The sequence below is a fragment of the Halobaculum sp. CBA1158 genome (assembly GCF_021431925.1).
Classification (GTDB): Archaea; Halobacteriota; Halobacteria; order Halobacteriales; family Haloferacaceae; genus Halobaculum.
The window spans coordinates 641,148-665,562 of sequence record NZ_CP090371.1 but is presented as its reverse complement, the minus strand read 5'-3'; the positions used below and the strand labels follow the sequence as shown (position 1 = coordinate 665,562).

Sequence of the window (24,415 nt, the reverse complement as noted above, 5' to 3'; positions counted from 1 at the left end):
CCACCCTCCCGGTCGCCGGCGGCCCCGCGGGTCCGTCCGCCGGCGGCCGCGGTCGAGGCGTCGGAGGCGATCGCCTCCGTCGACACTCGACACTAAGCCGATCGCCGAGGAACGGCTCCACGTGCTCGCAACGGACGACGTCTACCGACTCGCGGACATGACCTGGCGGGAGGTCGAGGCGGCCCTCGAGGAGACGCGGACGATGCTCCTGCCGGTCGGCAGCACCGAACAGCACGGCGAACACATGCCCCTCGGGGTCGACGTGTACATGCCCGAGGCCGTCGCCGAGCGCGTGGCCCGACGGACGGACTGTCTGCTCGCGCCGCCTATCTGGTACGGCGTCAGCCCGCATCACACGTTCAAGCCCGGCACGTTCACCGTCCGGAGCGAGACGTTCCAACACTACGTCCGCGACGTCTGCGTGTCCGCCGCCGACTGGGGCGTCGAGAACGTCCTGCTCGTCAACGGACACTACCTCGTCCAGGACCCGGAACTCGACGTGGTCGTTCGCGAACTCACCACGGAACACGGCGTGCGGGCGTTCCACGTCCCGCTCGTCTCCGGGTTCGAGGACGCCGCGACGGCGGTCCGGACGAGCGAGGTGTCGTTTCACGCCTCCGAGTTCGAGACCAGCATGATGCTCGAGCTGTTCCCGGACCTGGTCGACATGGACCGCGCGGCGTCGGTCGACCCCCCCGACGACGCGCTCCCGATGACCGACTACGACGCCTACGGCGACAACCGCGTCGGGTGGGCGCTGTCGGCCGACCGGATGGACGAGCTGACCGACACTGGCAACCTCGGCGACGCGAGCGTCGCCACCCGCGAGAAGGGCGAGGCGATGGTCGAGGACGTGGTGACCAACGTCGCGCAGCTCGTGGACGCGCTCGCCGGACTCGACGACGAGACCGACGGATAGCCGGTCGTCCGTGGAGGTAGCCACCGACCGTACGCCGATCGACCGCGTCGGCCGAACTGACAGGAACAGCTATGTTAATTGTGACCAATGATCGTGTATAATGCGAGCAGCAGTCCTGCGCGAACACGGCGAACCGCTCGACGTAACCGAGGTCGACGATCCCGAGCCCGAGCCGAAGGGGGTCGTCGTCGAGGTCGAGGCGTGCGGGATCTGTCGGTCCGACTGGCACGGCTGGCAGGGCGACTGGGACTGGTTGGGCATCCAGCCCCAGCCCGGGCAGATCCTGGGTCACGAGCCGGCGGGACGCGTCACCGCCGTCGGGGAGGACGTGACGAACTTCGCCGAGGGCGACCACGTCGCCGTGCCGTTCAACCTCGGCGACGGCACCTGCATGCAGTGTCGGACCGGTCACGGAAACACCTGCGAGAGCCCGATGCCGCTGGGGTTCGTCGAGCCGGTCCCCGGCGCGTTCGCCGAGCTGGTCCACGTCCCCGCGGCCGACCACAACCTCGTCCACCTGCCCGACGGCGTGGACTCCGTCGACATGGCGGGGCTGGGGTGCCGGTTCATGACCGCCTTCCACGGGCTGGCCCACCGGGCACCCGTCGAGGCGGGCGACTGGGTCGCCGTCCACGGCTGCGGCGGCGTCGGCCTCTCGGCGGTCCACGTCGCCGACGCCCTCGGCGCGAACGTCGTCGCCGTCGACCTCGACGACGACAAGCTCTCGACGGCGGAGGACCTCGGCGCGGCCGAGACCGTCAACGCCGGCGACGCCGACGACGTTCCGGGAGCGGTGCAGGCGCTCGCGGGCGGCGGCTGTCACGTCTCCGTCGACGCGCTCGGCATCGCCGAGACGTGTCGCAACTCGGTGCACAGCCTCGGCACGCGCGGCACGCACGTCCAGATCGGGCTCACCACCGCCGAGGAGGAGGGGATGGTGAGCCTCCCGACGGACGCGATGGTGATGAAGGAGATCGAGTTCGTCGGCTCGCTGGGCCTGCCGCCGACGCGCTACGACGAGATCTTCCGGATGGTCGCCCGCGACAAACTCGACCCCAGCGCCGTCGTCAGCGAGACGGTGTCGCTGGACGACGTGAACGACAAGCTGTCGGCGATGACCGACTTCGGCACGGTCGGGATCCCGGTCATCGACGAGTTCTGAGAAACGGGCGGCTGCGAGGGCGTGTCGGCCGCCACGTCGGCGGCAGAGCGGTCAGCAGGTGCCGCCGCCGCCCGCCGCAGCGCCGGCACCGGCGCAACTGGCGGCGCTCGCGCTCGCGGCCGCCGCGGCGGCGGTCCCGCCGACCACGACCGCGGCGTCGTCGGTCCGGCTGTAATCGACCGGCTCGCCCCACGCGACGGGGGCGACCTCGTCGTCGATGTCGTCGGCCGCCTCGACGGCCGCACGGAGGTCCGCGACCGAGCGGCCCGCCTCGGTCGCGAAGCGGTCGACGAGGTCCGTCGTGAGCAGCACTCGTCGGCACGTCTCGGCCTCGAACAGTTCGTCGCCATCGAAGGTGAACTGCACGTCGTAGTGGCGGACGAACACGTCCCAGAACGGCTCGCGCAGCGCGGCGGCGGCCTCGGCGACGAGATCCCACACGAGGTCGCGGTCCGGCTCCTCGACGTGCTCGCCGAGCGAGAACCGCGCGACCGGGACGACGACCGGCTCGCCGTCCGGTCCTTCGTTGACGACCGCGACGGCGGTGATCCCGCAGTCCTCGACCGGATGACCGGCGTGGTCGACGGCGTCCCGAAGCGCCTCGTCGGCGGTCTCCTGGCGCGATTCCAGGTCGGCCTGTTCGTCGGGCGTGTCGGCTCCGAGCAGTCGCTCCAGCAGGGAGGGCATCGGGGGGCGTGTCTCGGGGGTGGGACTTCGGTGTTCCGGCCGCGGCCGCCTCCGTCGACCGCCGCGGTCTTTTCATCGTCGCGTCCGTTCGTCCGTCAGGCATGAGTGACCCACAGACGGACACCGACGGCGTCGACGCCGAGGAACCGGAGCGGAACGTCCTCGGCGAGCCGCTCCGGGAGTGCAGCGGCGATCCCGAGACCGGATTTCTGCGCGACGGCAACTGCCGCCACCTCGCCCGGGATCCGGGACGCCACGAGGTGTGCGCGGTCGTCACCGACGAGTTCCTCGAGTACTCCCGCGACCGCGGGAACGACCTGATCACGCCGCGTCCGGACCTGGGGTTTCCGGGGCTCTCGGACGGCGACCGCTGGTGTCTGTGTCTCCCGCGGTGGGAGGAGGCGCGGACCGCCGGCGTCGCGCCGCCGGTCGTTCTCGCGGCGACGAACGAGGCCGTGCTGGAGGAAGTGCCGCTGGCGACGCTCCGGGACCACGCCGTCGACGCCGACTGACTCGTCGGCGATGCGGACGATCCGTCGGCGGTGCGAACGGTCGGTCGGCGGTGCGGACGGTCGGTCGACCGCGACGGCCGACCACGCCGCGGAACACGTTCGGCTGAACTCCCATTGCTCCCTCTGGCGTACTCCCACCGCATGGACGTAGGCCATCCTGAACACCCGGTCGACGGGACGGGTCGGCCCCGCACCCACGTCGCGGGCGGCGGCCCCGTCGACCGCGCGGTTCACGCGGAGGGATCGCGGTGACGGCGACCGACTTCGACGCCGAGCGGCGGTACGACGACGAGCGCTTCTCGGCCGTCGAGGCGTTCCGAACCGACCGGGTGAAGGCCGTCTGCGGCTACTTCGAGCCCGGACAGTTCATTCCGGTCCACGCGCCCGACAGCGACGTGGTGATCCACGTCCGGTCGGGGACCGGCGTGGTCCGCGACGGCGACGAGGACCACCGGGTCGAGGCGGGCGACGTGGTCGCCGTCGAGGCGGGCACCGAGCGGGGCGTGCGAGCCGACGCCGACGGACGCCTGGAGGCGCTGCTCGTCACCGCCCCACCGCCGACCGACGCCGAACACGAACCGGTGCGGGAGGGGCTTCGCTCGGGCGAGTTCGACCCGCGGGGTGAGTCGGCGTGACGGCGGTCCGAACCCTCGAGGAACTGACGGGCGAACCGCACGCGACCGTCTTCCCGGACGCGGAACCGAAGACGATCAGACTCGCCCTCGACGCCGGCGAGTCGGTCGCCCCGCACACGCACCCCGGCCGCGACATCGTCCTCCACCTGATCGAGGGAGCGATCGAGTTGCAGGTCGGCGGGGCGACCCACGAGGTGACCGCCGGCGACGTTGCCCGGTTCTCCGGCGATCGAGATATCTCGCCCCGTGCCCTCGACGACAGCGTCGCTGTGATCGTCCTGGCGGAGCGATCGGAGGACGAGTGAACCGAGCCGGAGCGAATCGAATCGGAATGAACCGAATCGGAATGAATCGCACCGGAGTGAACCGAACCGGAGCGCATCGGTCGGAGCGGATTTATTTCCCACCCGCCCTCGACCCTCACGCGTGACCGCGCTGCTCACGCTCTCGTACGTCCTGCACGTCGTCGCCGGCGGCCTGTGGACCGGCGGCGTCGCGTACGGTACCGTCGCGCTCCTGCCGGCAGCCCGACGCGGCGAGGTGACCGCTCAGGGCCTGGGGCGGGCCGTCGATCTGCTCCTCCAGGTGACGCGGGCGACGGGCGTGGTGTTGCCGCTCACCGGCGCGTACCAGATCTGGCGGCTCTACCCCACCTCGCGGCTGCTGGGGACGACGCGTGGGCACCTCGTACTCGGCATGCTGCTCCTGTGGGGCGTGATGAACGGCCTGGTCGAGCTGGGCGTCTACCGGATGCGCGTCGCCGACGGCGACCCGCCGGGACTCGCTCGCCACACGGTCGAACGGTTCGGGCTGGGGGCCGATGCCGACCCTCGTGCGCTGGTCGGCGTCGCCCGGCCGTACTTCCTCGCGGCGACCGCGCTCACCGTCCTGCTGCTCGTCGACGCCGCGCTGCTCGCCGGCGGGGTCGCACCGTGACATCGCCCCTGCCGATGTCGACAGAGCACTTCTTTTGAAGCACGGACGGGTATACCAGACAGGCGATGACGGAGATCGTCAGTCTGGGTAGCATCAACGTCGACAGGGTCCATCGGACCACCGAGGCGAGACTGACCGATCTCGAGGGGACGTTCGACTGGTTCCCGGAGCCCGGAGAGACGGTCGCTGTCCCCGAGATCCCGTCCGAGTTTACCGATCTCGACACGACGAGGTTTCACGGCGGGAAGGGCGCGAACCAGGCCGTCGCCGCGGCCGCCGCAGGGGCGGAGGTCACGATGCTCGGTAAGGTCGGTCCCGACCATGCCGACGACGAGGTACTCGAGGCGCTCCGAAACTCCGGGGTCCGAGTAGACCGCGTCGGTGTCGCGTCCGCGCGAACGGGAACGGCACACGTGTTCGTCACGGACGACGGCGAAAACCGGATCGTCGTTCACGGCGGCGCAAACGAGGCCGTCGACAGCGCCTACGTCACCGAGCGCTACGAGACGATCACGTCGGCCGAATACCTCGTCGTACAAAATGAGGTCCCCGTCGGACCCGTCTGTGATCTCCTCGAGGAGCTTGCGACAAGCGAGTCCAGTCCGACAGTACTTCTCGATCCGGCTCCCATCGCTGGCGTGGAACCGTTGCTCGATCGCGATGTCGTCGATATCGTGACGCCCAACGACCGCGAGTACTCCCAGTTGCGGTCAGCGCTGGAGGCGTTCGACGGGACGGTAATTCACACGCGTGGCGAGAAGCCGGTTCGGGTCGACGGCACCGGTCAGTTCAGCGTGTCTCCACCGGACCTGTCGCCCGTCGATACGACGGGAGCGGGCGACGCGTTTACGGGGTTCCTCGGCGGGCGGCTCGCTGCGGGCGATTCGCTTCGCGAAGCGGTTGCGGCGGCGACTGTTGCCGGAGCGCTATCGACTCGAACCGAGGGCGCTCGCGGTGGTGTCCCGTCGTACGCTGCGGTGCAGGCGTGGCAGACCGCCGAGTGACCCCGGCGGCATCGGGGGAGCGATCCGGCCGGGTCGAGGCGGCGGCGCTCACTCCTCGCGGACGGCGACGACGAACTCGGTGGCGCTGCCGAGTGGATCGTCGGCGGTGGGAGTCCGATCGATTCGGAATCCCGCGTCGCGCAGGTGCTCGAGCGTCGCCGCCCGCCCGGGCGTCGAGAAGAACATCTCCCCGTCCATCCACCCCCTTCGGACCGTCTCGTAACGCCCGCCCGGCAGGGTCGCGAGCAGGCGGCCGCGGGGTCGGAGCGCCCGAGCGAACTCTCGGTACACCGTCGGGTGATCCTCCCGGGGCACGTGAAAGACGGCGTGGTAGGCGGTGATCCCGTCGACCGCGTCCGTTCGGACGGGGAGGCGACTCATCTCGCCGTGTACCAGCCGACTCGCGGGAACGCGCTCCGTCGCGAGGTCCAGCCCCGCCCGTGAGACGTCGAGGCCGACGGCGTCGTCCGGGAGGTTCGCGAGCGTGCGAGCGCCGTCGCCACAGCCTACGTCCAGCACCAGCGGCTCCGGCGGAAGGTCGGCGAGCAGGTCCGCGATCAGCGCGGCGTCGGAGCCGTCCGGGTCGCGCCGGTTCGCGTACGTCGCGGCCACCTCGTCCCACGCGCGCATCACCGCCTCGGGGTCCATCCGCGCCATACGATCGGGACGCGTGCGGTCGACATAGGTCCGACGCCGCCCGTCGACCGAACAGGTTTATTCACTCGGCCGAAGCCACGGGCATGAGTAGATACGAGGCCGTCCTCTTCGACCTCGACGGGACGCTCTGCCGCCGGACGGGAGACGTGACGGCGGCGTACGAGGCGGCCTTCGAGTCGGCCGGCGTCGAGCCGTTCGGCGAGCCGTCGGCGCTCTGGCGGGCGCTCGACGGCCCGCCGGACCCCGACGATCACGTTGGGTATCTCGCGACGGGGTTCGCCAGGCTGGCGGCCATCCACGACAGGCGGGTCGATCCGGTGGCGCTGTCGGCGGCGTTCGTCGACGCGGTCGATCACGCCGCCGTCGAGTTCACGCCCGGCGCGGAGGCTGCCATCGGTCGCGCCGCCGAGACGGCCCGGACCGGACTCGTGACGAACGGCCCCCGGAGCAGGCAGTCGTCGAAGGTCGAGGCGCTCGGCCTCGCCGAGCGACTCGGCACGGTCGTGTACGCCGGGGACCTCCCGCGTCGCAAGCCCCACGCGGAGCCGTTCGACCAGGCGCTCGCGGCCCTGGACGTCGCGCCGGCGGACGCCGTCTACGTCGGGAACTCCCTGAAGTACGACGTCGCCGGCGCGTTCACTGCCGGACTCGACTCCGTCTGGCTCCGGCCCGACCCGGACGCCGACGACGAGGGGTACCGTCCGACGTGGACGCTCGACTCCCTCGAGGCGTTCGACGCCGTGCTGGATGCCCGGAGTGAGGCGAATGAGTGAGTCGAGCGGCGGTACGACCGTCGCGACCGCCCGGACCGACTCGAGCGAGCGGCGAACGCCCGCGGGCGACGACGGAGGCCTGCGATGACGGGGATCGACCCGAGCGCGGCGGCCCGGCGAGTGTTTCCCGACCGACGGGTCGTGTCGGTCTCGCCAATCGGCCGCGGGAATCGCAAGCGGACGTCCGTGGTCGAGTTCGCGGCGTCCCCGCCGGTCGTCGTGCAGATCGGCGGCGTCGAGGCGCTCCGGTCGGAGGCGGCCGCGACGGTGGCGATCGACGACGCGACCGCCGTCCCCGTGCCGACGGTGCTCGCCGGCGGCGTCGTCGGCGAGGACCGCGGTGGCGACGCGTACCTGATCACCGAACTGGTGCGCGGTGGGGACCTCCACGAGCGGTTCGCGGACCTCGACCCCGAGCGACGGCGCGCGGTCGCGCACGACTTCGGACGCTACCTGGGCGAGATCCACGCCGCGACCGCCTTCGAGGCCTTCGGCGCGGTCGGACCGACGGGCGAGAACTGGGCGGGCGACGAGTGGCCGACTGAGGCGGGGGTATCGGCGCTCGCGGTTCGCGAGCGCACGGAGCCGGTCGCGTGGATCGAGCGCTACGGACGCGCCGCGCTCGACCGACTCCCCCCGGCGTTCGACGCGGTGGCCACCCGGATCCGGCGACGGCTCGAGACGGCCGCGACCGACGCCGTGCGGGACCCGACCGGGCGGGCGTCCGAGGCTGTGCTGTTCCCGTGGGACCTTCGCCCGGGGAACGCCCTCGTCGACGAGGACGGCGTCGCCGCCGTGTTGGACTGGGAGTCGCCGATGGCGGCCCCGGCCGCGCTCGCCGTCGCGAAGGTCGAGTACCTCGTCGTCGACTGGTACCTCGACGACCCGAGCGCGGAGCGGACGGCCTTTCGCGCGGGCTACGAGAGCGTGCGTCCGTACCCCGAGGTCGACCCGCTCTCCCGGGCGCTCGCCGTCGCCGACACGGCGGTCGACTCGACCGGCGCGGTGACGAACCCGATGTACCCCGAACTCGACCGAGAGGCGGCCGTCGAGTTCCACCGGGACGCGCTGTCACGCGCGCTCTGATCCGTCGCGCGGTCCGGATCCGCTTCGAGCCCCGCGGGACGGTCGGCGAGATCCGTGGTGAGCATACATCACGGTGACGGTGACATCCAAATCCAGGGTGGACGGCCTCACCGACATCCCCGACGAACGGTGGCTGCGTGGCGGGACTCCCGAGGAGAGTCGAGTCGTTCCGTGGGGCGTTCGATCGATCGGCCGAGCGGACATCGACTTCTGGCAGGGCCGGCTCGATAGCGACCTCGTCGATGAGGCGGTGGCCACGCTCGTCGGCGAACGTCGATAGCGGGTGAACCCCGGCTTTTGTCGTCCGTACACCCTCATATCCGCCGAATCCGCACGTCCAGACAGACGTTCAGTTCGTGGGGCGCGTACGACCGCACCTCCCGGCGCGTGAGCACCTCCACCTCGTAGCCAGCGGGCGTTGCGGCCGCCCGGACCGCGCGCTCGCTCGGGCCGAACGGGTCGTCCTCGTGGGCCATGTCGTACAGGTGGATCACGCAGTCGTCGCCGGCGAGTCGCACCGCGGTGTCGAGGAACTCGTCGGCGCTGTGCGGGAGGTTCATCACGATCCGATCGGCCCAGCCGTCGTACTCGGCCGTCGTCTCGCGAACGTCGCCCTCGAGCGCGGTGACCCGGTCGGCGACGCCGTTGCGCTCGGCGTTCTCCCGGAGGTACTCGATCGCCGCGGGGTTCACGTCGCAGGCGACGACCTCGGCCCCGCGGGCGGCCATCGGGACCGCGAAGGGGCCGACGCCGGCGAACATGTCGACGACGCGCTCGCCCGCCTCGACCTGCTCGACGACGCGGTGGCGCTCGGTCGCCAGGCGGGGGGAGAAGTACACCTCGGCGACGTCGAGGGCGAACTCGTGGCCGTACTCGCGGTGGACCGTCTCGGTGCTCTCGCCGGAGAGGACGTCCCACTCGCGGACGCGGTACTCGCCGGCGACCTTCGAGGCGCGGTCGAGCACGGTCCCGCAGGGGAGGTCCGACTCGACGATCGCGTCGGCGATCTCGCGGGCGCGCTCGGGGTCCTCCTCGTCGAGGATGACGACCTCGCCGAGGCGCTCGTAGGAGGGCTCGAAGCCGAGCAGGTCGGCGGGCGTCGTGTGCCCCTTGCGACGGTCGGTCTCGCGCTCGACGACCTCGTAGCCCGCCGCGCGAGCGGCCTCGCCGTCGACGACGGGAACGAATATCTCCCCGTCCTCGACGTCGATCTCCCTGTCTCCGTCGAGGAGGTCGCGCTCGGCGAGCGCCGCCCGCGTCGCCTCTCCCTCGACGACGGGCGCGCGGACGCACGGCGTGGTCATATCCGGGCTGGGCCGGCCGCGCGAAAAGGGCTACCGGTCCGGGTCGGTCGCGGTCTCCTCGCGGTCGCGGTCGCCGCCGGCGTCTCCGTCGGTCGGACGCGGGTCACCGGCGACCGTCCTCGCCTCCTCGCCGTCGCGAAGCGCCGTCACCATCGGCGTTCCGACGGCGGGGTCGTCGTTGACCGCGGTCGCGACGCCGAAGGCGTCCGCGAGCGCGTCGTCGCCCAACACCTCCCGTGGCGGCCCGCTCGCGCGCACGGTCCCGCCCGCGAGCAACACGAGGCGGTCACACACCCGCGCCGCGAGGTTCAGGTCGTGGATCGCCGCCAGCGCCGCCTTCCCGTCGTCGACGACCTCGCGAACCAGCTCGAGCGTCCGGATCTGGTGGTTGATGTCGAGGCTCGCGGTCGGCTCGTCGAGCAGGAGCCCGGGCGTCTCGGCGGCCAGCGCCCGCGCGAACAGCACGCGCTGGCGCTCGCCGCCCGACAGCGTGGTCACCGACCGGTCGGCGAAGCGGGCCACGTTCGCCCGGTCCATCGCCCGCTCGATGGCCGCGCGGTCGTCGGCGTCGGTCGTGCCGAACCGCGAGACGTAGGCGGTCCGTCCCATCTCGACGACGGCCTCGACGCTGAACTCGAAGGCGGTGGCCGCCTCCTGGGGCACCGTCGCCACCAGCCGAGCGGTCTCGCGTCTGGACAGCCCGCCGAGGTCGCGACCGTCGAGCTCGATACTGCCCGACTCGGCCGCGAGCGTGCCGTTGCAGGCGGCGATCAGCGTCGTCTTCCCGGCCCCGTTGGGGCCGACCAGTCCGACCAGCTCTCCGCGCTCGACCGACAGCGAGACGCCGTCGAGGACGCGCTCGCCCCCTCGCGACACCACCAGGTCGCGCACGGCGATCATCGGGTGGTCGGGATCGTCCATCGACCGATCGGCGTCACCAATCGACCGGTCGGCGTCGTCCCCGTCGACGCCGGCACCGCGAGCGTCACCGTCGCGCCCGTCGGCGTCGCTCACAGCTCGTACACCTCCCGCGTGCGGAGCAGGTAGAGGAAGAAGGGCGCGCCGGCGGCCGCCGTGACGATCCCGACCGGAAGCTCGGCGACGCCCGAGCGGGCGAACGTGTCGGCGGCGACGAGGAAGCTCCCGCCGGCGAGCGCGGCCGTCGGGAGCAGGACCCGGTGGTCGGGGCCGACGACGAGTCGGACGGCGTGGGGAACGATCAGCCCGACGAAGCCGATGACGCCGGAGACGGCGACGGCCGCGCCGGTCAGCACCGACGAGACGGCGAGCAGCGCCCGCTTGCTCCGCTCGGCGTCGACGCCGAGGGCGGCGGCGTCGGTCTCGCCGAGGAGGAGGACGTTCAGGTCGCGGGCGTACGCGAACAACACGACCGTCAAAAGCGGAACGACGGCGGCGGCGGCCGCCACCTCGTTCCACCCCGCGCCGCTGAGGTGGCCCATCAGCCAGTACGTCACCCGGCGGATCGACTCCCCGGAGTGAAGCAGGAGGTACGAGACGACCGCGCCGAGGAACGTCTGGATCGCCACGCCCGCGAGCAGCAGCGTCGCCACCGGCGTTCGGCCGTCGCGGCTCGCGATCAGGTAGACGCCGAAGCCGGCGACGAGCGCGCCGCAGAAGGCGGCGATCTGGAGTCCAGCGCCGCTGTCGACGAGTGCCGGCCGGAGGGGACCCAGCAGCGCCAGGAGCGCCGGGGGCGCGACGATCCACGACACCGCGCCGACGGCCGCCCCCGAGGAGACGCCGATGACGCCCGGGTCGGCCATCGGGTTCCGGAAGAAGCCCTGCATCACCGTTCCCGCGGCCGCGAGCGCGACGCCGACGAACGCCGCGAGCAGGATCCGCGGGAGCCGCACGCGCATCACGATCGCCGCGTGCGTCTCGGACACGGAGAAGGCGAACGGGTGGACGAACTCGACGCGAAGCGGGAGCCCGATCGTCAGAGGACCGCCGCCCCCGAGGCTCCCGGCCCACTCCACGCCCGCGGGCACGACGACGGCGTTCGCGACGGCCGCCAGCACCGACAGCGCCGGCACCGACACCGGACCGATGCCGGCGCTCACCGTCACGACGGCCGCCAACACCGCGGTCAACACGGCGGAGTAGCCCGCCGCGCGTCGCCATTCGCCGGTCACGAACTCAAGGCTGTTTGCATTAGGCAAATACTTATTGTCTTGTCCGGTTGGACGTGACGTGAACGGACGACGGACACGGACGATACTGTTGACCGCGATGCTGGTCGTCGCTGCGGCGGTCCCGGCGGTCGGGGCCGCGGCGGCGGCGGGCGCGTCGCCGACGGACGCACAACACGCGACGGTCGCGGCCGACGGGCCCGACCCGACGACCACCGCGGCCACGGGGACCGGCGCGCTCGCGTCGACGCAGGCCTCTTGTGAGTTTCCGCTGACGGAGACGGACGCCACGGGGACCGACGTGACGGTCGAGGAGCGACCCGAGCGGATCACGACGCTGAACCCCAGCGCGGCTCAGACCATGTGGGAGATCGGCGGCGAGGACCAGGTCGTCGGCGTGACGCAGTTCGCGTCGTACCTCGAGGGTGCCGACGAGCGCGCGAACGTCTCGGCGGCCGGATTCGGCGTGAGCGTCGAGAAGGTCGTGGGCACGAACCCCGACCTCGTGCTCGCGCCCAACGCCAGTTCGCCCGAGACCGTGCAGGCGCTGCGCGACGCGGGCCTGACGGTGTACCACTTCTCGGGCGCGACCACGATCGAGGACGTGCGCGAGAAGACGACGCTCACCGGTCGGCTGACGGGTAACTGCGAGGGCGCGGCCGAGGCGAACGCCTGGATGAACGCGAACGTCGAGGCGGCCGAGACGGCGACCGCCGACGCGGAGGACGCCCGGGCGCTGTACCCGCTGGGCGGCGGCTACATCGCCGGCACCGAGACGTTCATCTCGGCGATGCTGTCGATCTCGGGCGGCGCGAACGCCGCCGGCGAGCGCGACCTCACGGGCTACCCGCAGATCAACGACGAGGTCGTGCTCGAACTCGCTCCCGAGTACCTCGTCGTCACGGGCTACTCGTCGTACCTCCTCGACGAGGAACCGTACGCGAGCACGCCCGCCGTGGAGAACGACAACGTCGTCACCGTGAACCGCAACTGGATGAACCAGCCCGCGCCGCGCTCGGTCGTCATGGGCGTGCGGGCGCTGACCGAGGGCTTCCACCCCGATGCGGCCGCGTCGGCCGAGTTCCAGACGCGCGCGGAGGCGACGGCGTCGATGGACACAGAGACGCCCGCGGAGACGACCGACGCGACGACCGACACCGCCGACACCGACACGGCGGAGACGGCCGCGACGCGGACGACCAGCGCCGGCGGCACGTCGACCACGACGCCCGGCTTCGGCGTCGCGCTCGCCGTGCTGGCTGTGCTGGGATCGGCCCTGCTCGCGCGACGCGACCGCTGAGGCGACTCGCCGCGCGACCGCGGGGATCGACTCCGACGGCGACACCGACGGCGACCGCGGCGCGCGGTTTTATTTGATCCCGGGGAAACCCGCCGAGTATGAGCGACAGCCCCGCAGAGCGCCTCCGGGAGAACGCCACCGGGATCGCGAGCACCGTCGTCACCGGCGTCTGGCTGGCGGCGTGGGCCATGGGCTGGAACTGGTGGTTACCGGCCCTCCTGTTCGGTTACGTCGTCGTCGTTCCCGTGGTCGCGATGCTGTTCGGCGACGAGGAGGACGTCGAGGAGTGGTGGGACGACGAGACGTGGGAGAGCGAGTCCGCCGACGACTCGACCGACGAGTCGACCGCCGCCGAGGACGCCGACGGCGACGCCGACCGCGGGGGCGACGACGCGCTCGCGACGCTTCGGGACCGCTACGCCCGCGGCGAACTCACCGACGACCAGTTCGAGCGCAAACTGGATCGCCTGCTGGAGTCGGAGTCGCTGGAGGACGTGGAGGACCGCGCTCGTCGCGAGCGACGGGCCGCCGACCGGGAGCGTCGCGAGACCGAACGGGAGTAGAGGGGGAGCAGCGTCGGCGACCGCCGATAGCACCCTTTTTCCGCGCGGCCGCCGCCCCTTCGGTATGGTCGAGAACGTCCTCTGGCCCGCGTACTTCGACGCGGAGTACACCCGCGCGGAGGGGCGACGGGTCCCCGCGGATCTCGCGGTGTCCGAGCCGACGGTCGACGAGATCGCACGGGCCGTCCAGCAGGTCGGCTACGACGCGAAGATCGAACGCGACGTGGCGTACAGCCGGGAGTTCGAGGCCCGCGGCCGCGTGCTCGTCACGGGCACCGACGGGACCGCGAAGAACGACCTCGTGCAGGCCGTCGGGGCGTACCTCGGCGTCATCCGCGGGGACTGAGGCGTGCAGCGCGTCGGCGAGGTCGTCCGGACCGCACAGGGGCTCGCGGTCGTGCGCGTCCCCGAGGACGCAGAGCCCGCTCGCCTCGGCACGGAGGTCGTCGACGAGTCGCTGTCGACGGTCGGGCGCGTCGTCGACGTGTTCGGTCCCGTCGAGCGCCCGTACGTCGCGGTGTCGCCGACGGACCGCTCGCGGCTGACGGGGCTGCTCGGCGCGAAGCTGTACGCGCGGTAGCCCGACAGCGAGGTGACCTGCCGTGTTTACTGGTTCGCGCTGGTCGTTCACCCTGATGTTGTGATCTGACACAACATACTTGGTGTTGGGGTGAGTGACATCGAGTGTGAATGGCACCCGCGGACTAGGTCGTCGTACTCGAAGACGAGACGTACTACCCGACCAGGGACACGCTCGTCAGGATACGGATCCTGTCGGTGCCGGAGTCCGAGAAGTTCCCGGACGGCGTGAAGTACCGACTTCACCACGGAACGACCGGAGGCGAGACGATCGTTCGATACGACAACTCTCACGGGATTCACGAACGCCACACCGCGGACGGATTGGACGACGGATACGAATTCCCCGGATACGAGGCGGTACTCGATCGCTTCTACCGAGAGATTCCTGTCGATCCGTAGCGTATCGCCACGACGACACCGCGGGTGCCACACGACGGTGACCACCATGACCCGAACCACGCTCATCGTGACGGTCGGATCGCTCGCTGATGTCGAGACCCGGAGCCACGACGCGATGGAGCGCGCGCTCTCCGGGGACGAACTGAACGGGGACGCGCCGCGTCGGATCACCTTCGAGACCGCCGACGAGCTCGTTCGCGTGTTCAGTCCTCGTGCGATCGAACTCCTCAGAACGATCGCGAGTGAGGAGCCCGGGAGCATGCGCGAGGCCGCCCGCCTCGTCGACCGCGACATCAAGGACGTATCGCGCAACCTCGATCGACTGGCCGAGTACGACGTGATCGAGTTCGTCGAGGAGGGGCGGTCGAAGCGACCGGTCGTCCCGTATGATGACATCCGGATCGACCTCGGGCTTCGCGACCGCGACGGCAGCACGGGCGAGCCCGCGGGTGCCTGAGACGATCGTCCCACAGTCAGTCCCCGTTACCGCCCCCGCGACCGTCCCGTCAGGCTTTACCTCCGGCGTCGCGAATCCCGGTTCAACGATGGCACGAGCAGCCGAACGGGCCGACTTGGTGCCCGTCATCGGGCTGGAGGTCCACGTCCAGCTCGAGACGGACACCAAGATCTTCTGCGGGTGTTCCACCGAGCCCGCCGAGGAGGAGGAGCCCAACACGCGCGTCTGTCCCACCTGCCTGGGGCTCCCGGGAGCCCTCCCGGTGCTCAACGAGGCGGCCGTCGAGGCCGCCGTCAAGGTCGGAAAGGCGCTCGACGCCGACATCCCCGAGGAGACCCGGTTCCACCGGAAGAACTACTACTACCCCGACCTCCCCAAGAACTTCCAGATCACCCAGTACGACGCGCCGCTGTGTGCCGACGGGGAACTGGAGTTCTCCCACGAGGGCACTCGGCGGACGGTCACCGTCCGCCGCGCCCACCTGGAGGAAGACCCCGGCAGCCTGCGCCACGTCCGCGACGGCCCCGCGGACCTGGACGTGCGAACCACCTCGGTCGACCGGGCGGACTACTCGCTGGTCGACTACAACCGGGCGGGGACGCCGCTGATGGAGGTCGTCACCGAGCCCGACTTCCGCGACCCCGGGGAGGTGCGCGCCTTCCTCGAGAAGCTCGAGGAGGTCCTCGAGTACCTCGGCGTCTTCGACGCCGGGCGCGACGGCAGCCTCCGCATCGACGCGAACCTCTCGATGGTCGAGGCCGAGGAGGTCGCCGCCGACGGTCACATCGACGCCGAGGTGCTCGAGTCCGCGAACCGCACCGAGGTCAAGAACATCTCCAGTCACAAGGGCGCAGAGCAGGCGCTCGCGTACGAGCGCAACCGCCAGGAGAACCTCCTCAAGCGCGGCAAGGGGGTCGAGCAGGAGACGCGCCACTTCAACGAGACCCACGGCAACACCGTCTCGATGCGCTCGAAGGAGGAGGAGAAAGACTACCGGTACTTCGGCGAGGCCGACCTCCCCGCGCTGCAGGTGTCCGACTGGAAAGAGCGCATCGCCATCCCGGAACTGCCGGACGCACGGCGCGAGCGCTTCCGCGAGGAGTACGGGCTGGACGCGGAGGCCGCCTCGAAGCTCACCTCCCGCAAGGCGGTCGCCGACTTCTACGAGGCGGTCGCCGAGGAGTTCGATCCGGATCTCGCGGCCGCGTGGGTCGCCGACACCCTCCTCGGAGAACTCAACTACCGCGACATGGCCGTCGAGGACGTGACCGATCGCCTCGACGAGTTCACCCGCCTGATCGAACTCGTCGCCACCGACGAGGTCACGACGAAGAACGCCGAGGAGGTCGTCCTCCGGGCGATGCTCGACGAGGGCCTGTCCCCGGACGAGGTCATCGAGCGCGAGGGGCTGGGCACGGCAGACGACGACGAGGTGGCGATGGCCGTCGGGGAAGCGATCGAGGAGAACCCCGACGCAGTCGAGGATTACCACGCCGGCGAGGGCGGCGCGATCAACTTCCTCGTCGGGCAGGTGATGCAGAAGACCGGCGGCTCTGCAGCGCCGGACGACGTGAACGCGATGCTGCGCGAACGGCTGGACGAGTAAGCCGCGACCGGTGCCGTCGCCGCGACCGGCGCAGGCGACGGGGCCGGCGCGGTCGGACCGACTCGACCGCGTCGCCGCGCGTTCGCCGCCGCCCGGCCGCCCGGACACTCAAGCATCAGGGTCGCGACTGTCGGTTCATGTCCGAACGCACGGTGTTCTCGCAGGAGGAACGGCTCGACAGGACGACCGCCGCGGCGCTGCTGCGGGGACTGGCCGCGGACCTCGCCGCGGGCGACCGGCTCAGACTCGGCGAGGGCGACGACGCCGCGAGCGTCGCGCTCGCGGACTCTCTCGGCGTCGAGGTGGAACTCGAGGTCGACGAGGACGACGACGAGACGGAACTCGAGGTCGAGTTCGAGTGGTCGGGAAGCGACGTTCACACCGGCGACGCGGTGTTGGCGGCCGAGCACGCCTCGTCGGCGGCCGCGGCCGCCGAGGGGAACGGGACGACCGAGGGAGACGGGACAACCGGGGGAGACGGGGCGGCCGAAGCGGGCGGGAAAGCGGCGACGGACGCTGCCGACGCTGCCGACGTGTCGGAGCCGGAATCGGCGGCGGACGCGGCCGAGCCGATCGATCCGGAGGACCTCCCGGCGGAGGCGGTCCCGGCGTCCGACGCCCCCGCGCCGACGTCGCTGGCGCGGTTCGAACTCTACCGCGACCGCGCCGACGAGTGGCGCTGGCGACTCGTCCACCGCAACGGCAACATCGTCGCCACCAGCGGCGAGGGGTACAGCTCCGACCGGGCCGCCCGCCGGGGGATGCAGAGCGTGATGCGGAACGCGCCCGAGGCCGCCGTCCTGCGCGAGGAGTAGCCCCCGCTACATCCCGCCGTCGTCCCCGTCGCGGGTCGTCATGACGATCCCGCTGAACAGCATCAGCGCCGCGAGCGCGACCATGCCGAGGTCCCAGCCCATCCCGGCGGTCGCGGTCGATCCCATGCCGCTCGTCGTTCCCATGCCGCCGTTCATGCCGCCCGTCGTCCCCATCCCGCCGGTCACGCCGGCGGCCCCGAGCGCCTGGAGCAGCAACATCACGAGCGAGTAGGCGATCATCAGCGGCCCGCTCGCGGTTCCGAGTCGGTCGGCCGCGGGGGTCAACAGCACCACCCCGTGGACCACGACGACGACGCCGATCGCGAGCATCAGCCAGCCCGCGATCCCGAGTCCGGTCGACCCCATCATCCCCCCGGTACCCATTCCTCCGCCGCCCATTCCCCCGGTTCCGGCCGTTCCGCCGCCGATGCCCGCCGAGAGCAGCGAGTACGCGCCGGAGGCGACCGCGATCGCCGCGCCGTACTGCCGGGTCGTCGATCCGTTCATGTCGAGCGCTTCGCACGCCACCGGCTTGGATACACCGGCCGCGGCGACGGGCACCGTCCCCCGCCGACGCCGCGACCGCGACTCAGTCGTCCGTCGCCGGGTCGCCGTCGCCGTCGTCGCCGAGCGACCCGGGCGTCGCTTCGGTGTCGCGTTCGACTGTCGCGCTCCCCGCGTCGCCCCCGCGTTCGACGACGCCGCGTTTCCACGTTCCCCGGAGGAACCACGCCGCGCCGACGAGGAGCGAGCCGACCGCCCCGAAGGTCCACGCCCACCACAGGCCGTCGGGTCCCAGGCCAAGTCCCGACACGGGGCCGATCACGGGCACGACGACGGTGAACGAGTACGCGAGCACGAGCGCCGCCGGGATCCGGAGGCCCCACCGCGACAACAGCGACAGCGCCATCGCGATCCGGGTGTCGCCCGCGCCGCGGAACGCCCCTTGCAACACCATCAGGCCGCCGAAGACGCCCCACGCGAGCGCCGTGATCCGGAGGAAGGAGACGCCCTCGGCGACGACGGCGGCGTCGGCGACGAACACGCGGATCGCGACGGCAGGGAACAGCCAGACGACGCCGCCGGCCGCGAACAGCACGGCCATCGTCCCGCCGGTCGCGGTCCACGCCACCCGGCTCGCCCGGTCGGGCGTGTCGGCACCGAGGTTCTGGCCGACGCCCGTCGCCGTCGCCTGCCCGACCGCGCCGGCGACGGTCCAGGAGACGGACATGAGGCGGACCCCGACGCCGTAGGCGGCTGTGGCGGCCGGGCCGAACCGGGCGACGAGCGCGGCCATCGCCACCGCGGCGAACGAGCGCGCCCACCCGTCGAGGGTGCCGGGGTAGCCGACGTCGACGAGCTTCCCGAGCACCTCGCGGTCGGGGCGGAGGTCGCGGGGGTGCAGTTGGATTCCCCAGTCGCCCTTCAGGAGGACGTAGACCCCGGCGGCGGCCGCCAGCGCGCGAGCGACGAACGTCGCCAGCGCGGCCCCGCGGGTGCCCATCGCGGGCACCGGCCCCCATCCGAGGATGAACACGGGGTCGATGACGATGTTGACGCCGGCGGAGGCGGCGACCAGCCACATCGCGGTCTTGGTGTCGCCTGCGCCCTGGAGGGAGGCGCGAAACGCGAAAAAGAGGAACGTCAGCGGCAGCGTGAGGAATATCACCTCGATGTACGCCAGCGCCTCCGTGAACACGACCCCCTCCGCGCCGATCCACTCCAGCAGCGGTCGCCTGGCGAGCAGCCCGGCGGCCGCGAGCACGACGGAGACGCCGATCGCGAGGATCGTCGTCTGGCCGACGACCCGGTCGGCCGCGCGGTCGTCGCCCGCGCCGACGTGCTGGGAGACGAGCGCGATGGTCGCGGCGGTCAGCCCCATCGCCGTCGAGACGAACATCCACGACAGCGGGAACATGAGCGACACCGCCGCGACGGCCTCCGGGCTCACCCGGCCGACCCAGAACACGTCCGCGAGGTTGTAGAGGGTCTGGAGGAGGTTGCCGAGCACGAGCGGCCACGCGAGGCTGAACAGCCGCGGGGCCACAGCCCCCTCGGTCATGTCGACGCGCGCGTCGGTGTTCGCCATCGAAGGGCCTCTACGATCACCGAGGTGTCGGAGCGCCTAACAGTTGCGGAGGCGGTCGGCGCGGCCGGGTTCCGCGGTCGCGGCGTCCCTCGCCCGCGCGTCCGCGGCGGTCACTCCGCGTCGTCGCCGCTGTCGGCCGCGGTCCGTCCCGCTCCGCCCGTCGGCGACCCGGACGCGGCGTCCCCGGGCTCGCGGGCGCGCCGCCGCGCGGCGAGGCGTCCCCGCAGGCGCGTCCCGCCTGCGACGGCGACGTAGCCAGCGATGGCGACGAGCACGACCGTGCCGCCGGCGGCCACGTCGTACCAGTACGACAGCGTGACGCCGCCGACGGTGGCGACGAGGCCGGCGGCGACGCTCGCGGCGATCGCCCGCTTGAACCCGGTGACGGGGGCGGCCGTCGCGACTGGGATCACGAGCATCGCGGCGACGAGGATGACGCCCATGATCTGCATCGCGGCGACGACCACGACCGCCGTAAGCACGGCGAGCAGTCGGTTGTACCGCGTCACGTCGATCCCGGCGGCGCGCGCGCCCACCTCGTCGAAGGTGACGTACACCAGCGGTCGGTAGGCCGCGCCGACGGCGAGACCGACGAGGGCCGTCATCGCGAGCAGGATTCCGGCGTTCGCGCGCGAGACGGTCGCCAGCGACCCGAACAGGTAGGCGTCGATCCCGACGGCGATGCCGCCGTCGGCGGCCGTGATCAGCACGCTCCCGACGGCGAACGAGCCCGTGAGGACGATCGCCAGCGAGGTGTCGCGGTAGGTGCCCGCGTGGTCGACGAGCGCCTGGACGACCAGCGCGGCGAGGGCGGCGACCGCCAGCGCCGTCGCCAGCGGCGGCACGCTCGTCGCGAACACGGCGTTGGCGAACAGGCCGGCGGCCACGCCCGCGAAGGCGGCGTGCGCCAGCGTGTCGCCGATCATCGCCATCTCGCGGTGGACGAGAAAGCTCCCGACCAGGGGACCGACGAGGGCCACGCAGACCGCCGCGAGGTACGCCCGCTGCATGAACGGAGAGGCGAGTATCTCGACGCCCGTCGCGCCTGCGAGGAGGTCGAGACCGCCGCCCCAGAGGTCGTCGAGCACGACCTCCAACACGCGATCGCCGGTGCCGGCGAGGGGGACGGGCGTCCCGAACGCGGAGCCGATCATGGTATCGAACGCGGACCCGATCATGGGTGGTCGTGCGCGACGACGTGCTGTGCGTTCCCGTACGCCTCCGCGAGGGCGTCGGTCTCGACGAACGCCTCCGGGTAGCCGTGGAAGAACAGCTCTCGGTTGAGACAGGCGATCTCGGTGGCGTGCGTCGTGACGACGCCGATGTCGTGCTCGATGAGCACGATCGTCATCCCCTCGTCGTTCAGTTCGTGGAGGAGGTCGTAGAACGCCTCTCGCGACTCGGCGTCGACGCCGACGGTCGGCTCGTCGAGCGCGAGCAGGTCCGCCCCGGCCGCGAGCGCCCGCGCGATGAACGCCCGCTGTCGCTGGCCGCCCGAGAGCCGGCCGATCCGGCGGTCGGCGATGTCGGCGATGTCGACGCGCGCCAGCGCCTCGGCGACCGCGGCGCGGTCCTCGTCGCGGAACCGACCGAGGAGCCTGCGGGGGTACCGTCCCATCCGAACGACCTCCTCGACGGTGACGGGCATCTCGCCGGCCGTCCCGCCCGCGTCCTGCGGGACGTAGCCGACGCGCTCGCCGTCGGCGCGGTCGGCCGCCGGCTCGCCGAACAGCGAAACGCTCCCGGCGTCGGGGCGACGGAGGCCGATCGCCAGCTCCAGCAGCGTCGTCTTACCCGAGCCGTTCGGGCCGACGAGGCCGAGGAACTCCCCGGCCTCGACCGTGAGCGACACGTCCGCTATCACCGGTCGGTCGCCGTAGGCGAACGTCACCTCGCGCACGTCAACCGCGGCCGTCATCGCGACAGCGCCTCCTCCAGCGTCGGGACGTTCACCTCGCGCATCACGTCGAGGTAGCCCCAGTCGTTCTCCGCCCACTCGTCGGTGAGGCCGGGCATCGCCGTCAGCGGGAGCACGGCCTCGGCGTCCGTCTCCGCCACGAGCTGGTCGGCCGCGCGCTGTGACTCCAGCGGGTCCGCGCAGACGTATCGGAGGTCGTGTGTCGCGATCGCCTCCTGCGCGCGCTCGATGTCCCGCGTGGTCGGCCGGTCGTCGGGCGAGAGCCCTGTGAGCGCCTCGATCTCCAGCCCGTAGCGGTCGCCGAGATACCGGACGGAGTTGTGGCCGGCCACGAGGAGCACACCCTCGTCCGCGTCGGCGACGAGGGACTCAATCCGGTCGTCGAGGGTCGTCAGTTCCTCGCGGAACGCGGCCGCGTTGGCGGCGTGGGCGTCGGAGCCGTCGGGGTCCGCCTCCCCCAGCGCCGCCTCCACGGCGTCCACGGCGTCTGCGACGCGACGCGGGTCCATCCAGAAGTGCGGGTCGTACTCCCCGGCGTGACGGTCGTGGTCGCCGTCGCCGTGATCGTCGTCGTCGCCGTGATCGTCGTCGTCGTGGTCGCCGTCGTCGTGGTCGCCGTCGTCGTGGCGTTCGGTTTCGGTGTGATCGTCGTGCGTCTCCTCGTCGTGCGTCTCCCCGTCGTTCGTCTCCTCGTCGTGCGTCTCCCCGTCGTTCGTCTCCTTGTCGTGCGTCTCCCCGTCGCCATTGTGCTCGCCGTCGCCGTGATCGTGGCCGTCTCCGTCGGCCGCCGGCAACAGGTCCACGCCGGCGCTGGCGTCGACGGTCGCCACGTCGGCGTCGTCGGCCGCGAGGTCGGCGGCGATGTCGTCGACCCACGGCTGGAACCCCCTCATCCCGTGGACGAGGAGGTCGGCCGCCCGGATCGACTCGCGGACGCGCGGCCCCGGCTCCCACCCGTGCCCGTGCTGCCCGACCGGGACCAGCAGGCCCGTGCTCGTCGCGTCGCCGGCGACCGCGCTCGCAACGTCGCCGAAGACGAAGAACGTCGCCTGCGCGGTCGCGTCGCCGTCGCTTCCGGTGGCACCGCCGTCACCGCCGCCGCCTCCCGCTCGCGAACCCAGACAGCCTGCGAGCGCGCCCGCGCCGACCGCACCGACGGACCCGAGGACGGCTCGTCGCGTGTGTTCCATCTCTGTTTGTTAATTATTTCATGTAGAATATTAACTTTGGCATTGGATATGGTATCTCGTTAGTAACTCTCCCGGATCGATCCGTTCCCGGCACGCCGTGCCGGCGGCCAAAGGGCGAAGCCTCCGGCCGTGCTGGAGCGACCATGTCGGACACGGATCCGCCCGCAAGCGCGGCCGACGATGCGATCCGCGAGCGCCTCGACGACTACCGGGAGTCGCTGTTCGAACTTCTGCGGCTGCGCACCGTCAGCGCGACCGGCGAGGGGATGGACGCCGGCGCGGACGCCGTCCGCGACCTCCTGGCAGATCACGGCCTCGACGCGCGGCGGATCGAGACGGACCGCTACCCCCTCGTCTACGGCGAGCGCGTCGCCGACGACCCGGACGCGCCGACGGTCGTGTTCTACGGCCACTACGACGTACAGCCCGCCGAGCACCCCGAGCAATGGGAGTCGCCGCCGTTCGAGCCGACCGTGCGCGACGGAGCGGTCTACTGCCGCGGCGCGGGCGACAACAAGGGGCAGTTCCTCGCGCACGCGTTCGCGCTCGACGCGCTGGCGGCCGCCGACGCGACGCCGGCGGTGACGGTCAAGCTCCTGATCGAGGGCGGCGAGGAGAGCGGCAGCCTCGGGCTGAAGTCGTACCTCGACGGGGAGTGCGAGGACGAGCGACGCGAGTCCTCGAAGGCGCGAGCCGACGACCCCGAGTCCGACTCCCGGGCACCGGCGGCCGCGATCCGCGACGCCGACCTCGTGTACGTCGCCGACGGTCCGCAGCACCGCTCCGGGCGACCCACCCTGATCTACGGCAACCGCGGGATCCTCACGTTCCAGCTCGACCTCGAGACCGCGAACGCGGACCTCCACTCGGGCAACTTCGGCGGGCCGGTGCCGAACGCCGCGACCGAACTCGCGGAGGTCGTCGCGTCGCTGACCGAGCGCCATCCCGAGACGGCCCCCGACCGCGGCTACCCCTCCGGCGGCGACCGCGTCGCCGTCGACGGCTTCCACGACGGGATCGAACTCACCGAGGCCGACCGCGACCTCGTGGCCGCGCTCCCGGACGACGCCGACGCCGTACGGGCGGAACTGGACCTGACGCACTTCACGACCGACCGCGACTACTACGAGCGCCTGCTGCTGGAGCCGACGGTCACGGTCAACGGACTCGACTCGGGCTACCAAGGTGAGGGAAGCAAGACGGTCGTCCCGCGGACGGCGACGGCGAAACTCGACTCCCGGCTGGTGCCCGGCCAGGACCCCGACACCGCCTTCGAGCGCATCGAGGAGCACGTCGCCGACGTCCACCCCGACGTGGAGGTGACAAAGGGGACCGGGTTCCCGCCGATGAAGACGCCCGTGGACACCCCGGCGGCGTCGCCCGTGCTGTCGGCGCTGTCGGAGGTGTGGGGCTCCGAGCCGGTGGAGTTGCCCGTCCTCGGGGGGTCGCTCCCGGCGGCGTTCTTCCGGCGGGTCGACGCGCTCTCGGACGTGCCCGTGCTCGTGGTGCCGTACGCGAACCCCGATCAGGGCAACCACTCGCCCAACGAGCACCTCGACCTGGACTGCTTCGAGAACGGAATCCGGACCACAGCGGCGGTGCTGGAGCGCGTCGCCGACGCGGATCCGTAGTCGAAGTCGCGCCCCCGGACCGGCGGTCGCGGGGTCGCCG

28 protein-coding genes and 1 pseudogene are annotated in these 24,415 nt (G+C 71.7%); 19 read left to right on the top strand and 10 right to left on the bottom strand.

Annotated features, from left to right (window positions below; genetic code table 11):
* Positions 1–121 precede the first annotated feature (121 nt).
* Complete coding sequence (locus tag Hbl1158_RS03515) at positions 122–919, top strand: creatininase family protein (RefSeq protein ID WP_234298686.1); 798 nt, start codon at positions 122–124, stop codon at positions 917–919.
* A gap of 100 nt (positions 920–1,019) precedes the next feature.
* Positions 1,020–2,081, top strand: a complete 1,062-nt coding sequence (locus Hbl1158_RS03510) for a zinc-dependent alcohol dehydrogenase family protein (RefSeq protein WP_234298685.1) — start codon at positions 1,020–1,022, stop codon at positions 2,079–2,081.
* 51 nt (positions 2,082–2,132) lie between these two features.
* Here the strand turns inward: Hbl1158_RS03510 and Hbl1158_RS03505 are convergent, their stop codons facing one another.
* Positions 2,133–2,768: a hypothetical protein gene (locus Hbl1158_RS03505; protein WP_234298684.1), complete on the bottom strand. Its 636-nt coding sequence runs from the start codon at positions 2,766–2,768 to the stop codon at positions 2,133–2,135.
* A gap of 101 nt (positions 2,769–2,869) precedes the next feature.
* Between Hbl1158_RS03505 and Hbl1158_RS03500 the strand changes: the two genes are divergently transcribed.
* The 5 genes from Hbl1158_RS03500 to Hbl1158_RS03480 all read left to right on the top strand — a co-directional run bounded on the left by Hbl1158_RS03500 (position 2,870) and on the right by Hbl1158_RS03480 (position 5,855).
* Positions 2,870–3,280 carry a DUF2237 domain-containing protein gene (locus Hbl1158_RS03500; RefSeq protein ID WP_234298683.1) on the top strand — a complete coding sequence of 137 codons (411 nt, stop codon included), beginning with the start codon at positions 2,870–2,872 and terminating at the stop codon, positions 3,278–3,280.
* A 248-nt stretch (positions 3,281–3,528) separates the two neighbouring features.
* Positions 3,529–3,915 carry a cupin domain-containing protein gene (locus tag Hbl1158_RS03495; RefSeq protein WP_234298682.1) on the top strand — a complete coding sequence of 129 codons (387 nt, stop codon included), beginning with the start codon at positions 3,529–3,531 and terminating at the stop codon, positions 3,913–3,915.
* On the top strand, positions 3,912–4,220 hold the full coding sequence (locus tag Hbl1158_RS03490) for a cupin domain-containing protein (RefSeq protein ID WP_234298681.1): 309 nt from the start codon (positions 3,912–3,914) through the stop codon (positions 4,218–4,220). The genes Hbl1158_RS03495 and Hbl1158_RS03490 overlap by 4 nt, the downstream gene beginning before the upstream one ends.
* A gap of 121 nt (positions 4,221–4,341) precedes the next feature.
* Complete coding sequence (locus Hbl1158_RS03485; protein WP_234298680.1) at positions 4,342–4,851, top strand: copper resistance protein CopD; 510 nt, start codon at positions 4,342–4,344, stop codon at positions 4,849–4,851.
* A 65-nt stretch (positions 4,852–4,916) separates the two neighbouring features.
* Complete coding sequence (locus Hbl1158_RS03480; RefSeq protein WP_234298679.1) at positions 4,917–5,855, top strand: PfkB family carbohydrate kinase; 939 nt, start codon at positions 4,917–4,919, stop codon at positions 5,853–5,855.
* 48 nt (positions 5,856–5,903) lie between these two features.
* On the opposite strand, the gene Hbl1158_RS03475 is transcribed toward Hbl1158_RS03480, so the two are convergent.
* Positions 5,904–6,503: a class I SAM-dependent methyltransferase gene (locus Hbl1158_RS03475; RefSeq protein ID WP_234299462.1), complete on the bottom strand. Its 600-nt coding sequence runs from the start codon at positions 6,501–6,503 to the stop codon at positions 5,904–5,906.
* A gap of 92 nt (positions 6,504–6,595) precedes the next feature.
* Between Hbl1158_RS03475 and Hbl1158_RS03470 the strand changes: the two genes are divergently transcribed.
* The 3 genes from Hbl1158_RS03470 (at position 6,596) to Hbl1158_RS03460 (ending at position 8,651) form a co-directional block, all read left to right on the top strand.
* On the top strand, positions 6,596–7,285 hold the full coding sequence (locus Hbl1158_RS03470) for an HAD family hydrolase (RefSeq protein ID WP_234298678.1): 690 nt from the start codon (positions 6,596–6,598) through the stop codon (positions 7,283–7,285).
* Between the two features lie 84 nt (positions 7,286–7,369).
* Complete coding sequence (locus Hbl1158_RS03465; protein ID WP_234298677.1) at positions 7,370–8,371, top strand: phosphotransferase; 1,002 nt, start codon at positions 7,370–7,372, stop codon at positions 8,369–8,371.
* A 97-nt stretch (positions 8,372–8,468) separates the two neighbouring features.
* Entirely contained in the window at positions 8,469–8,651 is a 183-nt protein-coding gene (locus Hbl1158_RS03460; protein WP_234298676.1) for a hypothetical protein, read from the top strand.
* Positions 8,652–8,685: 34 nt separating this feature from the next.
* Here Hbl1158_RS03460 and Hbl1158_RS03455 read toward each other — a convergent pair whose 3' ends face one another.
* Genes Hbl1158_RS03455 through btuC form a run of 3 tightly spaced genes read right to left on the bottom strand, consistent with a single transcriptional unit; the run spans position 8,686 to position 11,828 of the window.
* Positions 8,686–9,675, bottom strand: a complete 990-nt coding sequence (locus tag Hbl1158_RS03455; protein WP_234298675.1) for a class I SAM-dependent methyltransferase family protein — start codon at positions 9,673–9,675, stop codon at positions 8,686–8,688.
* A gap of 30 nt (positions 9,676–9,705) precedes the next feature.
* Positions 9,706–10,689, bottom strand: a complete 984-nt coding sequence (locus tag Hbl1158_RS03450) for an ATP-binding cassette domain-containing protein (protein ID WP_234298674.1) — start codon at positions 10,687–10,689, stop codon at positions 9,706–9,708.
* Positions 10,686–11,828 carry a vitamin B12 ABC transporter permease BtuC gene (btuC, locus tag Hbl1158_RS03445; RefSeq protein ID WP_234298673.1) on the bottom strand — a complete coding sequence of 381 codons (1,143 nt, stop codon included), beginning with the start codon at positions 11,826–11,828 and terminating at the stop codon, positions 10,686–10,688. Before btuC ends, Hbl1158_RS03450 begins: the two co-directional genes overlap by 4 nt.
* Positions 11,829–11,886: 58 nt before the next feature.
* Between btuC and Hbl1158_RS03440 the strand changes: the two genes are divergently transcribed.
* The 8 genes and pseudogenes from Hbl1158_RS03440 (at position 11,887) to Hbl1158_RS03405 (ending at position 17,547) form a co-directional block, all read left to right on the top strand.
* Positions 11,887–13,125 carry a PGF-CTERM-anchored ABC transporter substrate-binding protein gene (locus Hbl1158_RS03440; RefSeq protein WP_234298672.1) on the top strand — a complete coding sequence of 413 codons (1,239 nt, stop codon included), beginning with the start codon at positions 11,887–11,889 and terminating at the stop codon, positions 13,123–13,125.
* A 98-nt stretch (positions 13,126–13,223) separates the two neighbouring features.
* Positions 13,224–13,688, top strand: a complete 465-nt coding sequence (locus tag Hbl1158_RS03435) for an SHOCT domain-containing protein (protein ID WP_234298671.1) — start codon at positions 13,224–13,226, stop codon at positions 13,686–13,688.
* 64 nt (positions 13,689–13,752) lie between these two features.
* The gene (srp19, locus tag Hbl1158_RS03430) at positions 13,753–14,034 is read left to right on the top strand and encodes a signal recognition particle subunit SRP19 (protein ID WP_234298670.1); all 282 of its coding nucleotides are present in this window, start codon (positions 13,753–13,755) and stop codon (positions 14,032–14,034) included.
* 3 nt (positions 14,035–14,037) lie between these two features.
* A complete protein-coding gene (locus Hbl1158_RS03425) occupies positions 14,038–14,268 on the top strand; it encodes a Gar1/Naf1 family protein (RefSeq protein ID WP_234298669.1) in 231 nt (76 codons plus the stop codon).
* Positions 14,269–14,444: 176 nt separating this feature from the next.
* Positions 14,445–14,669: pseudogene (locus tag Hbl1158_RS03420) on the top strand (DUF6516 family protein); the annotation flags it as partial.
* 46 nt (positions 14,670–14,715) lie between these two features.
* Complete coding sequence (locus tag Hbl1158_RS03415; RefSeq protein ID WP_234298667.1) at positions 14,716–15,126, top strand: transcriptional regulator; 411 nt, start codon at positions 14,716–14,718, stop codon at positions 15,124–15,126.
* Positions 15,127–15,214: 88 nt separating this feature from the next.
* Entirely contained in the window at positions 15,215–16,732 is a 1,518-nt protein-coding gene (gatB, locus tag Hbl1158_RS03410; RefSeq protein WP_234298666.1) for an Asp-tRNA(Asn)/Glu-tRNA(Gln) amidotransferase subunit GatB, read from the top strand.
* 137 nt (positions 16,733–16,869) lie between these two features.
* Positions 16,870–17,547, top strand: coding sequence for an HVO_2922 family protein (locus tag Hbl1158_RS03405; RefSeq protein ID WP_234298665.1), 678 nt, complete (start codon positions 16,870–16,872; stop codon positions 17,545–17,547).
* Between the two features lie 6 nt (positions 17,548–17,553).
* On the opposite strand, the gene Hbl1158_RS03400 is transcribed toward Hbl1158_RS03405, so the two are convergent.
* The 5 genes from Hbl1158_RS03400 to Hbl1158_RS03380 form a co-directional block, all read right to left on the bottom strand.
* On the bottom strand, positions 17,554–18,054 hold the full coding sequence (locus Hbl1158_RS03400; protein ID WP_234298664.1) for a hypothetical protein: 501 nt from the start codon (positions 18,052–18,054) through the stop codon (positions 17,554–17,556).
* 82 nt (positions 18,055–18,136) lie between these two features.
* The gene (locus tag Hbl1158_RS03395) at positions 18,137–19,636 is read right to left on the bottom strand and encodes an MATE family efflux transporter (protein ID WP_303647434.1); all 1,500 of its coding nucleotides are present in this window, start codon (positions 19,634–19,636) and stop codon (positions 18,137–18,139) included.
* 110 nt (positions 19,637–19,746) lie between these two features.
* Positions 19,747–20,790, bottom strand: a complete 1,044-nt coding sequence (locus tag Hbl1158_RS03390) for a metal ABC transporter permease (RefSeq protein ID WP_234298663.1) — start codon at positions 20,788–20,790, stop codon at positions 19,747–19,749.
* Between the two features lie 20 nt (positions 20,791–20,810).
* Positions 20,811–21,554 carry a metal ABC transporter ATP-binding protein gene (locus Hbl1158_RS03385; protein ID WP_234298662.1) on the bottom strand — a complete coding sequence of 248 codons (744 nt, stop codon included), beginning with the start codon at positions 21,552–21,554 and terminating at the stop codon, positions 20,811–20,813.
* Complete coding sequence (locus Hbl1158_RS03380; protein WP_234298661.1) at positions 21,551–22,744, bottom strand: metal ABC transporter substrate-binding protein; 1,194 nt, start codon at positions 22,742–22,744, stop codon at positions 21,551–21,553. The genes Hbl1158_RS03385 and Hbl1158_RS03380 overlap by 4 nt, the downstream gene beginning before the upstream one ends.
* 143 nt (positions 22,745–22,887) lie before the next feature.
* Between Hbl1158_RS03380 and Hbl1158_RS03375 the strand changes: the two genes are divergently transcribed.
* Positions 22,888–24,375: a M20/M25/M40 family metallo-hydrolase gene (locus Hbl1158_RS03375; RefSeq protein ID WP_234298660.1), complete on the top strand. Its 1,488-nt coding sequence runs from the start codon at positions 22,888–22,890 to the stop codon at positions 24,373–24,375.
* Positions 24,376–24,415 lie beyond the last annotated feature (40 nt).

Coding starts and splice junctions, on each gene's coding strand:
- Hbl1158_RS03510 (WP_234298685.1), top strand. CDS start 1,020: ATGCGAGCAGCAGTCCTGCGCGAACACGGCGAACCGCTCGACGTAACC.
- Hbl1158_RS03505 (WP_234298684.1), bottom strand. CDS start 2,768: ATGCCCTCCCTGCTGGAGCGACTGCTCGGAGCCGACACGCCCGACGAA.
- Hbl1158_RS03500 (WP_234298683.1), top strand. CDS start 2,870: ATGAGTGACCCACAGACGGACACCGACGGCGTCGACGCCGAGGAACCG.
- Hbl1158_RS03480 (WP_234298679.1), top strand. CDS start 4,917: ATGACGGAGATCGTCAGTCTGGGTAGCATCAACGTCGACAGGGTCCAT.
- Hbl1158_RS03475 (WP_234299462.1), bottom strand. CDS start 6,503: ATGGACCCCGAGGCGGTGATGCGCGCGTGGGACGAGGTGGCCGCGACG.
- Hbl1158_RS03470 (WP_234298678.1), top strand. CDS start 6,596: ATGAGTAGATACGAGGCCGTCCTCTTCGACCTCGACGGGACGCTCTGC.
- Hbl1158_RS03465 (WP_234298677.1), top strand. CDS start 7,370: ATGACGGGGATCGACCCGAGCGCGGCGGCCCGGCGAGTGTTTCCCGAC.
- Hbl1158_RS03455 (WP_234298675.1), bottom strand. CDS start 9,675: ATGACCACGCCGTGCGTCCGCGCGCCCGTCGTCGAGGGAGAGGCGACG.
- Hbl1158_RS03435 (WP_234298671.1), top strand. CDS start 13,224: ATGAGCGACAGCCCCGCAGAGCGCCTCCGGGAGAACGCCACCGGGATC.
- srp19 (WP_234298670.1), top strand. CDS start 13,753: ATGGTCGAGAACGTCCTCTGGCCCGCGTACTTCGACGCGGAGTACACC.
- Hbl1158_RS03415 (WP_234298667.1), top strand. CDS start 14,716: ATGACCCGAACCACGCTCATCGTGACGGTCGGATCGCTCGCTGATGTC.
- gatB (WP_234298666.1), top strand. CDS start 15,215: ATGGCACGAGCAGCCGAACGGGCCGACTTGGTGCCCGTCATCGGGCTG.
- Hbl1158_RS03405 (WP_234298665.1), top strand. CDS start 16,870: ATGTCCGAACGCACGGTGTTCTCGCAGGAGGAACGGCTCGACAGGACG.
- Hbl1158_RS03400 (WP_234298664.1), bottom strand. CDS start 18,054: ATGAACGGATCGACGACCCGGCAGTACGGCGCGGCGATCGCGGTCGCC.
- Hbl1158_RS03395 (WP_303647434.1), bottom strand. CDS start 19,636: ATGGCGAACACCGACGCGCGCGTCGACATGACCGAGGGGGCTGTGGCC.
- Hbl1158_RS03390 (WP_234298663.1), bottom strand. CDS start 20,790: ATGATCGGCTCCGCGTTCGGGACGCCCGTCCCCCTCGCCGGCACCGGC.
- Hbl1158_RS03385 (WP_234298662.1), bottom strand. CDS start 21,554: ATGACGGCCGCGGTTGACGTGCGCGAGGTGACGTTCGCCTACGGCGAC.
- Hbl1158_RS03380 (WP_234298661.1), bottom strand. CDS start 22,744: ATGGAACACACGCGACGAGCCGTCCTCGGGTCCGTCGGTGCGGTCGGC.
- Hbl1158_RS03375 (WP_234298660.1), top strand. CDS start 22,888: ATGTCGGACACGGATCCGCCCGCAAGCGCGGCCGACGATGCGATCCGC.